This is a genomic window from Micromonospora sp. KC721 (assembly GCF_004348355.1).
Taxonomy (GTDB): Bacteria; Actinomycetota; Actinomycetes; order Mycobacteriales; family Micromonosporaceae; genus Micromonospora.
In genome coordinates this window covers 1-7,930 of sequence record NZ_SMJY01000244.1, presented here as the reverse complement: position 1 = coordinate 7,930, position 7,930 = coordinate 1, and the positions used below count along the sequence as shown (strand labels likewise).

Annotated in this window: 11 protein-coding genes and 1 pseudogene; 3 read left to right on the top strand and 9 right to left on the bottom strand. The window is 73.7% G+C overall.

Annotation, left to right across the window (positions count from 1 at the left end; genetic code table 11):
- Positions 1–505, bottom strand: a 505-nt coding sequence (locus tag E1182_RS27385; RefSeq protein ID WP_132270634.1) for a 2'-5' RNA ligase family protein, incomplete at its 3' end; no start/stop codon positions are given.
- An 81-nt stretch (positions 506–586) separates the two neighbouring features.
- Here E1182_RS27385 and E1182_RS27380 point away from each other — a divergent pair.
- Positions 587–1,096 carry a DUF664 domain-containing protein gene (locus tag E1182_RS27380; protein WP_132270631.1) on the top strand — a complete coding sequence of 170 codons (510 nt, stop codon included), beginning with the start codon at positions 587–589 and terminating at the stop codon, positions 1,094–1,096.
- Positions 1,097–1,466: 370 nt separating this feature from the next.
- Positions 1,467–1,844 carry an SCP2 sterol-binding domain-containing protein gene (locus E1182_RS27370; protein WP_132270629.1) on the top strand — a complete coding sequence of 126 codons (378 nt, stop codon included), beginning with the start codon at positions 1,467–1,469 and terminating at the stop codon, positions 1,842–1,844.
- 110 nt (positions 1,845–1,954) lie between these two features.
- On the opposite strand, the gene E1182_RS27365 is transcribed toward E1182_RS27370, so the two are convergent.
- The 3 genes from E1182_RS27365 to E1182_RS27355 all read right to left on the bottom strand — a co-directional run bounded on the left by E1182_RS27365 (position 1,955) and on the right by E1182_RS27355 (position 3,545).
- On the bottom strand, positions 1,955–2,665 hold the full coding sequence (locus tag E1182_RS27365) for a Pr6Pr family membrane protein (protein WP_165942733.1): 711 nt from the start codon (positions 2,663–2,665) through the stop codon (positions 1,955–1,957).
- A gap of 34 nt (positions 2,666–2,699) precedes the next feature.
- On the bottom strand, positions 2,700–2,936 hold the full coding sequence (locus E1182_RS27360) for a hypothetical protein (RefSeq protein ID WP_132270627.1): 237 nt from the start codon (positions 2,934–2,936) through the stop codon (positions 2,700–2,702).
- Between the two features lie 102 nt (positions 2,937–3,038).
- Positions 3,039–3,545 carry a DinB family protein gene (locus E1182_RS27355; RefSeq protein ID WP_132270625.1) on the bottom strand — a complete coding sequence of 169 codons (507 nt, stop codon included), beginning with the start codon at positions 3,543–3,545 and terminating at the stop codon, positions 3,039–3,041.
- A gap of 108 nt (positions 3,546–3,653) precedes the next feature.
- Between E1182_RS27355 and E1182_RS27350 the strand changes: the two genes are divergently transcribed.
- The gene (locus E1182_RS27350; RefSeq protein ID WP_132270623.1) at positions 3,654–4,550 is read left to right on the top strand and encodes a DUF72 domain-containing protein; all 897 of its coding nucleotides are present in this window, start codon (positions 3,654–3,656) and stop codon (positions 4,548–4,550) included.
- A 66-nt stretch (positions 4,551–4,616) separates the two neighbouring features.
- On the opposite strand, the gene E1182_RS27345 is transcribed toward E1182_RS27350, so the two are convergent.
- The 5 genes and pseudogenes from E1182_RS27345 to E1182_RS27325 all read right to left on the bottom strand — a co-directional run.
- Positions 4,617–5,840 carry a cytochrome P450 gene (locus E1182_RS27345; protein ID WP_132270621.1) on the bottom strand — a complete coding sequence of 408 codons (1,224 nt, stop codon included), beginning with the start codon at positions 5,838–5,840 and terminating at the stop codon, positions 4,617–4,619.
- Positions 5,841–5,880: 40 nt separating this feature from the next.
- The gene (locus tag E1182_RS27340) at positions 5,881–6,270 is read right to left on the bottom strand and encodes a hypothetical protein (RefSeq protein ID WP_132270619.1); all 390 of its coding nucleotides are present in this window, start codon (positions 6,268–6,270) and stop codon (positions 5,881–5,883) included.
- Between the two features lie 103 nt (positions 6,271–6,373).
- Positions 6,374–6,997, bottom strand: coding sequence for a hypothetical protein (locus E1182_RS27335; protein WP_132270617.1), 624 nt, complete (start codon positions 6,995–6,997; stop codon positions 6,374–6,376).
- Positions 6,998–7,156: 159 nt separating this feature from the next.
- Positions 7,157–7,390: a cupin domain-containing protein gene (locus E1182_RS27330; RefSeq protein WP_243706443.1), complete on the bottom strand. Its 234-nt coding sequence runs from the start codon at positions 7,388–7,390 to the stop codon at positions 7,157–7,159.
- 216 nt (positions 7,391–7,606) lie between these two features.
- A pseudogene (locus E1182_RS27325) lies at positions 7,607–7,930 on the bottom strand (alpha/beta hydrolase); the annotation flags it as partial.

The following is a 7,930-nucleotide window of genomic DNA, read 5'->3' as shown; positions in this document are numbered from 1 at the left end:
GGTGGGAGATGTCCCGGGCGTGGTCGGTGAGGGCGGCGGTGGTGACGGTCGCCGTCAGGGGCAGCATCTCCAGGCAGCGGCGGACGGCGGCGGCCATCAGGATGTTCGGCACCCGCATCGACAGGGTGCAGTGCGGCACCCAGCATCCCGGCCGGTACTGCTCCGACAGGGCGATCCCGGCCCGGGTCAGCCGATCGTGCACCAGCGCGTGACGGGCCAGCAACTCGGCGGTCGGGGCGACGCCCAACCACAGCACCCGGCCGACGAACTGCCCGGCGTACTGGAAGTTCAGCCGCAGAGACGCGGCGGCCGGCGTTCCCCGCAGCGCCTCGGCGACCTGCTCCGGGTCGAAACGGGGAGCCACCACCAGCGAGATGTGCGGCCGGTGCCGTCCCGCCAGGAGGGAGCGCATGCTCTGTACCCCCTCGGCCTCCAACGCGTCCCACAGCACCCGGATACGCCGCGTCGCGTCGGTGTCCAGATACAGCTCCAGCGCCGCAACCACATGATCACCCTAACGGCCCGGGTTTGCCCGCCGACGCCAGCGGTATCAGGACCCGGAGACCGACGGCGGAAGGAGTGTGCCGTGGACGTGGACGGCCTGCTGACCGAGCTCTACGGCCGGCTGCCCCACCTGGTGCGGGGGGCCGTCGACGGGCTGAGCCCGGACCAGTTGTGCTGGTCGCCCCGCCCCGGAGCCAATCCGGTGGGCTGGCTGGTCTGGCACCTGACCCGGATCCAGGACGACCACGTCGCGGACCTGCTCGGCGAGGAGCAGATCTGGGTCGGCGACGGCTGGGCGGACCGGTTCGGCCTGACCGCCGACCCGCACGACACCGGCTACGGGCACACGCCGGAGCAGGTCGCGGCGGTACGACCGGAGAGCGCGGAAGCCCTCGTCGACTACTACGAGACGGTGGCGGCACGGACCTGTGCCTTCCTGGCCGGACTGGCCCCGACGGAGCTGGACCGGGTGGTGGACGAGGCATGGGACCCGCCGGTGACCCTCGGCGTACGGCTGATCAGCGTGGCCGAGGACGATCTTCAGCACGTCGGTCAGGCCGCCTACCTGCGGGGGCTGATCAGGTCGAGCTGACGTCGACGAGCCGGGCGCGGCGCAGGGCGGCGTGGGCGAGCAGGTGGAACGCCTGCGCCTCGGCGGAGGTGCCCGGGCGGGTGAAGTCCGGCGCCCCGCTCACCGGCCGGACCAGCCCGTACCGATCGACCTGCCGGTCGGCGGTGGCGAGCAGGTCCCGCCCGGTCTCGGCGCCAGGACTGCCGCTGCGTCGTCAGCAGCGCCGTCAGCACCCGGTCCAGCGGGGGATCGTCCAGTCCGTGCATGTCGCCTCCCTGCCTCGTCGTACCCGGCTGTGCGGATCTCACCCGCGGCGGGTGAGCCGGGTTCACCCCGGCCGCTGCCAGCCTGGCTGAGTGCGGCAGACGTCGACCCACCCGGGGGAGGAATCATGGCCACGTCCGCAGCGGAGTTCCTGAAGCGGCTGAACGGCCGCCCGCACCCGGAACTGCCGGAGTACGCCACCGGCACCGTCCGGCTCGACGTGTGCGAGGGCGACCGCACCGAACACTGGTACCTGGTGCTGCACAAACAGCGGGTCGACGTGTCCCGCTCCGAGCGCGACGCCGACCTGGTGCTGCGGGGCAACCGGGAGTCGTTCGACCGGCTGGCCAGCGGGCGACGACGCCTGGTGGAGTCCCTGATGCGCGCCGAGCTGAGCCTGCGCGGGGACATCGCGTTGGCGTTGGCGTTGCGGCGGCTGCTGCCCGGCCCGCCTGACGCGCGGCACCCCCGCCAAGCCGCCGAGCAGGAGATCGCGCGCCGGTGAAGCAGGCGTAGGTCCCGATCGTCGCCGGCAACGTCAGCGAGTACGGGCGGGTCAGACCTGTCCGCACGCCCCGCCACCGGGTCCGCCTGCCGAACCGAGCCCGCCGACGGTCACCACTGCCCGGCCGGCGCGTCCGGCGCGACGTCAGCGACGCGCGGCGCGGGTGCCACCGGGTCGACGTCGCGGCGGGCGCCGGGCCGCCGGGACAACCCCCGGTCCACCCCGACGAAGAGCAGGCCGAGCAGCCAGAACGCCACCGCGAAGAAGACCGTGCTGACCGCGACGCCGTCGTACCCGAGTTGCCCGGCGTCGATGAACGGGTACGGGTACCGCGCCACGACGAGGCCGCGTACCAGGGCGAATCCCAGGTACGCCAGCGGGAACGCCAGCCACCAGGCGGCGTAGCGGGCCCGTAGCCGCCCGCGCGAATCGAACAGCACCCAGTCGGTGATCGCCAGCAGCGGCACCACCGTGTGCAGGAACTGGTTACCCACCGCCTCGGGCAGCGCCCGCTCCGGTTGCGCGACGGCGAACGGACTGGCCGGGTTGGCCAGCACCAGGTGGTAGACCACGCCGGTGATGGTGATGTAGAGGGTGACCGCACCCTTGAGGGCCGAGGCCGGTTCGGGCAGCCGCTGCCCGGCGCGCCAGGCGGCGTACCCGGCCAGGATGCCCACCGCCATGTTGCTCTGGATGGTGAAGTACGGCAGCAGGCCGGTGACCGTGGCCGGACCGAGGGCGGTGAGCACGATCCCGGCCAGCACGCTGATCACGATCGCCAGGCGGAAGGCCACCGCCACGCGTCGACGCCGTAAGGTCATCGGGGCAAGTTACCAGCCCGTACGACGATCCTCGTCAGCCTGTCGACCCCGGATGGTGCTGCGCCGGGCCGGTCCCCGGCGGCCCGGCGGCGAACGCCGCGCGGAACCCGCGCACCGCGGCGCGTTCCCCGCGCAGTTCGGCGGGGCGGGGTGCGGCCCGCACCGCCGCCAGGAGCCGCACCAGCGGCTGCGGCCACCCGGACCCGGGGTCCACGACCGGCCCGCCGAGCAGCCACTCGGCGGCTTCCGGGTCCAGTCGGCGCGCGTTCATCTCGTGCCCTCAGCGCCGGCGGCGGCCGGCACGTCACATCACCGACAGCCCAGGTCACCCCCGGTCCGCGGGGTCGAAGGAACAGCCGTCGCGGTCGAGTGGTCAGCCCATCGACCGAGCGCCGTCGATCGACTCGCGCAGGATGTCGGCGTGCCCCGCGTGTTGGGAGATCTCGGCGACCAGGTGCAGCACGACCTGGCGCACCGACCAGCTCGCCCCCGGCTCGAACCAGGGGGCGGCCGGCAGCAGGTGAGCCGCGTCCAGGTCGAGGGTGGAGACCAGTTCGTCGGTGCGCGCGGCGACCTGGGCGTACCGGTCCAGCAGGCCGGCCAGGGTCTCGTCGCCGATCATCCGGAACCCCGCCTGCCAGTCGTCGGTCTGGCCCGGCATCGCCTCCGCCCCGCCCACCATGAACCGGGCCCACCCGTCCTCGATGGCGGCGACGTGCTTGACGAGCCCGCCCAGGCAGAGCGCGCTGACCGTGCTGCGGGTCGCGGCCTGCTCGTCGGTGAGCCCACGGACGGTGCGCCGCAGCATGTCGCGCTGCCGGCCCAGGATGGCCAGCAGGCTGGCCCGCTCACCGGTGAGGACCCGCTCCGAAGTGGTCATTCGCCCGCCCTCCGTCGATGTCGTTCGGCCACACCCTAGGTGAGGGCACCGACAGTTCTCTTTCTCCGAGGGTTGCCGCACCGCCCGCCGAGGGTAGGACGTCATGACATGGGCGAGATTCGCGTGGGCACCTCCTCCTGGGCGGACCAGACGCTGCTGCGCGCCGGCTGGTACCCCCGTGCGGTGCGTACCCCGGCGGACCGGCTCGGCTACTACGCCCGCCACTTCGGACTGGTCGAGGTGGACACCTCCTACTACGCGGTGCCGGCACCGGAGACCACCGCCGGCTGGGTGGCGGCCACCCCGCCCGGATTCACCTTCGACGTCAAGGCGTTCAGCCTCTTCACCGGGCATCCCACCCCGGTGGCGACGCTGCCCCGGGACCTGCGTCCGACCACCGGCGCGGCCCGGATCCGCCGCCGCGACCTGCCCGCCGAGACGTACGAGGAGCTGTGGCACCGGTTCCGGGCGGCGTTGCGGCCGTTGGCGGCGGCCGACCGGCTCGGCGTGGTGCTGTTGCAGTTCCCGCCGTGGCTGGCGCGCGGCGACGCCGCCCGGCGGCGAATCGTGGAGCTGGCGCACCGGTGCCGGCCCTGGCCGGTGGCCGTCGAACTGCGACACGGCTCCTGGTTCGACGGGGCCGCCGCCGCGGAGACGGTGACCTTCCTGGCCGACCAGGGGCTGAGCATGGTCTGCGTGGACATGCCACAGGGGCACCCCTCGTCGGTGCCGCCCATCATGATCGCCACGGCCGAGCCGGCGGTGGTGCGCTTCCACGGGCACAGCCCGGCCTGGGCCGACGGCGGCAAGGAGGACCGCTTCCGGTACGCGTACTCCGACGCAGAGCTGCGGCGCTGGGGCGAGCTGCTGACCGACCTGGCCGCTACGACCCGGGAGCTGCACGTGCTGTTCAACAACTGCTGTGCCGGGCAGGCCCAGCGCGACGCGGGCCGGCTCGCCGAGCTGCTCGGGGTAACCACGGCGGTGCACACCGCCGAGGTGTGATCATGGCCGTACGTCGAGCGGGCGAGCGGGCGAGCGGGCACCGCGCCAGGCGACGACAGAAAGCTGTCACCGCACCTCGACGACCACCCCGCTGGCCGGGCGGGTCGGGATCCGGTGCAGCGGGATGGTCAGATCCTGCGCCGGCAGCCGGTGGTCCAACCTGGCCAGCCGCACCGCGAGCGACCGCAGCAGGGCCACCGTGATCCGCTCGCCCGGGCAGCGGTGCCCGGTGCGCGGGTCGCCGCCGCCCTGCGGCACCAGGTCGAACTCGCCGATCTCCCGCCCCAGGAAACGCTCCGGGGCGAAGCGGTACGGATCCGGCCACAGCCGTGGGTCGTGGTTCTGCCCGTACAGGTCCAGCAGCACCATCGCCCCGGCCGGGATGCGTACCCCGTCCCAACTCAGGTCGGTCACCGCCCGTCCACCGACGAACGGCGCGAACGGGTAGAAACGGCGGACCTCGTGCGCGTACGCCTCGGCGAAGGCCCGATCGCCGTCGGCCAGCCGGTCCCGGTGGCTCGGCCAGCGGTGCAGCGCGTGCCCGGTGAAGGCGACGAACCAGGCGACCGCCACCGTCGGTCGGAGAATGTTGAGCAGCTCCACGGCGGCCACACAGGGATCCAGTTCGGTGCCGTCGGCGTCCCGGTGGCGGGCCACCGCCGCCACCGCCGAGCCGGCCGGCACCTCGGCCTCGCCCCGGCGTACCCGGCTGACGAGGTCGGCGAGCTGGTTCTCCCGCCGGGTCCGCGCCCGTCGGGCGCGGAAGTGACGCGGCCCGGCGGTGGCGAAGCCGTCGACCAGGGTGACCAGATCGGTGGCGAGGTAGGGCAACTCGTCGTCGTCGACCGGCACGCCGGTCCAGTCGCACACCGCCCGGGTCAGCACCTCGGCGGCGGCGTCGAAGAGCACCACCGGGCCCTGCCCGGCCCAGCCCTTCGCGGCGAGGTCCCAGGCCGTCTCGGCCCGGGCGACCAGGCCGTCGACATCGCCGTTGACCAGCAGCCCGGTGAACAGCGCCTTGCGCACCCGGTGCGCGTCGCCGTCGAGGGTGTGCACCGCACGGTGCCCGAACAGCGTGCTGAGCACCGGTTCGGGCAGCGCGCCGTGCCGGCGGACGTGCCGCTCGTCGTAGAAGAAGCGGGCCGCGTCGGGGCCGCGCAGCGCCACCGCGCGCCGCCCGGCCAGCCGGGTGCGGTAGACGTCGGCGCCGGCCTCCCGGAACCGGTTGGGCAGCCAGGCGTACCCCTGGGTGACGAGGGTGAACGTGTCGTCCAGATGCGAGCGGGCCATGCCGGGACTTCTGCCCCCGGCATGGCCCGCCAAACCTCACTCAGTCCCGGCTGACCCCTTCCGGGCGCATCCCGGTGGCTTCCTCCCAGGCGTTGTCCGGCAGGTCGCCGCCGACGGTCTCGTCCGGGAAGGGGCGGCGGGCCGGTGCGGGATCGGGCGGAGCACCCGGCCCTGCCTCCGGCACCGGCGTCGTCTCGACCGGGCCGAAACCGTGCCGACCGGCCGGCCCCGACGGGCCCACCGGATCCCCGGCCCGGCGGTCGCCGCGCCGCCCCTCCGGCACGGCGGTCTCCTCGCTCCCCTCACCCATCGGGTCGTGCTCACCCGCACCCCAGGGCGGATCGGCGTCGAAGCCGTCGGTGGTGCCCCAGGGGCCCGCGGACTGCGGCCCCCGTCCGGTGCCGCCCGGCACTGCCTCGTTCCCCGTCATGGCCACCTCGCTGCTCGTCGTGCTCCCGGTCGTCCGGCCCCGGCACGGCGACCGCCGTCGACACCGCGACGAACGGCCCCATGCCGGCCTGCTGGGTACGACCTCAGCCCGCCATCGCCATCCGGCGCCTCGCGCCCATCGTGGCGACCTTCCCCATCGTCATCGGCGCGCTCATCATCCCGCCCGCGCGACCGAACACACCCCGGAACATCTGCCCGGGTTTCTGCTGCTCACCCATGTACGAGGTGACCACCACCAGCGCCCCGGTCAACGCCGGGATCGTCCACTGCAACACCTTCATCCGGCGCTGGCAGGACGCCACGTCCCCGGGTGTCTGGTAGTGGGGCTCGGTGATCCCCTCCACCGGCGGGTTGCCGGCCTTCTCCAGTTTCATGCCGAGCAGCCGGCTGTACCCGGTGACCGCCAGCGCGCCGACGGTGAGCGCCGTCTTGACCGCGCTCATCCGCCCCACCCCGCGCTGGGCCAGCACGCGCGGGCTCTCCGTGGCGAGTTCGCCGACCGCACCGGCCAGGTGTGCGCCGATCGCCGCCGCGTTCACCGGCGTCCAACGGGACCAGCCCGCCGAGGCGATCGGCAGGCGCTGGGTCGAGTCGCTGATCCGCGCCGCCGCTCCGTTGACGCCGAGCGCTCCCATCAGGGAGCCGCCGAACCAGGCTGCCAGGCCCAGATCGTGCATGGAACGCAGCGCAGTGTGTCGTTCGGACATCTGATCCCCCTCCACCGTGTTCGGGCGCAGCGGCTTACCCGTCGTCGGCGCGGCTACGCACCCGGATCCGGTCCATCCCCGGTTCACGCCCACCGGCCCCGGTGTCGGCGGTGGGGCGTACCCCGCCGGGGGCACGAGACGGACCGCCCACCCCGGGGATCAGGCGCTCTCCGGCAGCCAGTAGACGGAGATGGCGACAAGTGGGTCAGGTCCGTCGTTGCGGATCTGATGCGGCACGTGGCTCTCGAACGCCACGACGTCCCCGGCGTTGAGGACGGTTGTCCGGTCGGTCCACGTCAGCATGCCGGTTCCGGCCACGACGACCCACACCTCACGTGATCGGTGGACGTCGAGATCGTTGGACGTCTGAGGAGCAACGGTCCACCGTGCCATCTCGAACGGGGCAGGCGCCGTCGCCGGGAACGGCAGCAACGCGCGGTGCACCGGGCCACCCTCCGCGAAGGTGTACCACGGTTCGAATGGCACAGGGCCACTGGTCGTGGCTTGGCTGGTGTTCGACATGTCATCGAGGCTGCCGCACCACGACGTCGCCCGTCTGGCGGCAATCGGTCATCGCGCTCGCCGCACCGTCGCCGGTCGGTGCGCGCCTCAGGCGGGGGGCGTGAGGGCGGCGGCGAAGTCGGCCACCCGGCGGGCCAGCGGCCCACCGGCGCGGACCCAGACGAAGTGGTCCAGCGGGGCACCGGCCTCGGCGACGGTGTAGCGGGCCCGGGTCACCGGTGCGGCGGTGAGCTTGGCGCAGAGGTGGTCGAGCGTGGCGTGCGGGGTGAAGCTGTCGTCGTCCATGCTCACCGCCAGCACCGGCGTGGTCAGCCGCCGCACCGCGGCCTCGGCGTCCACCCCGTCCAGCGAGGGAAAGCGCCCGGTGCGGGCGGTGTACGCCCAGTCGCGGATCACCCCTCGGGCCTGCCG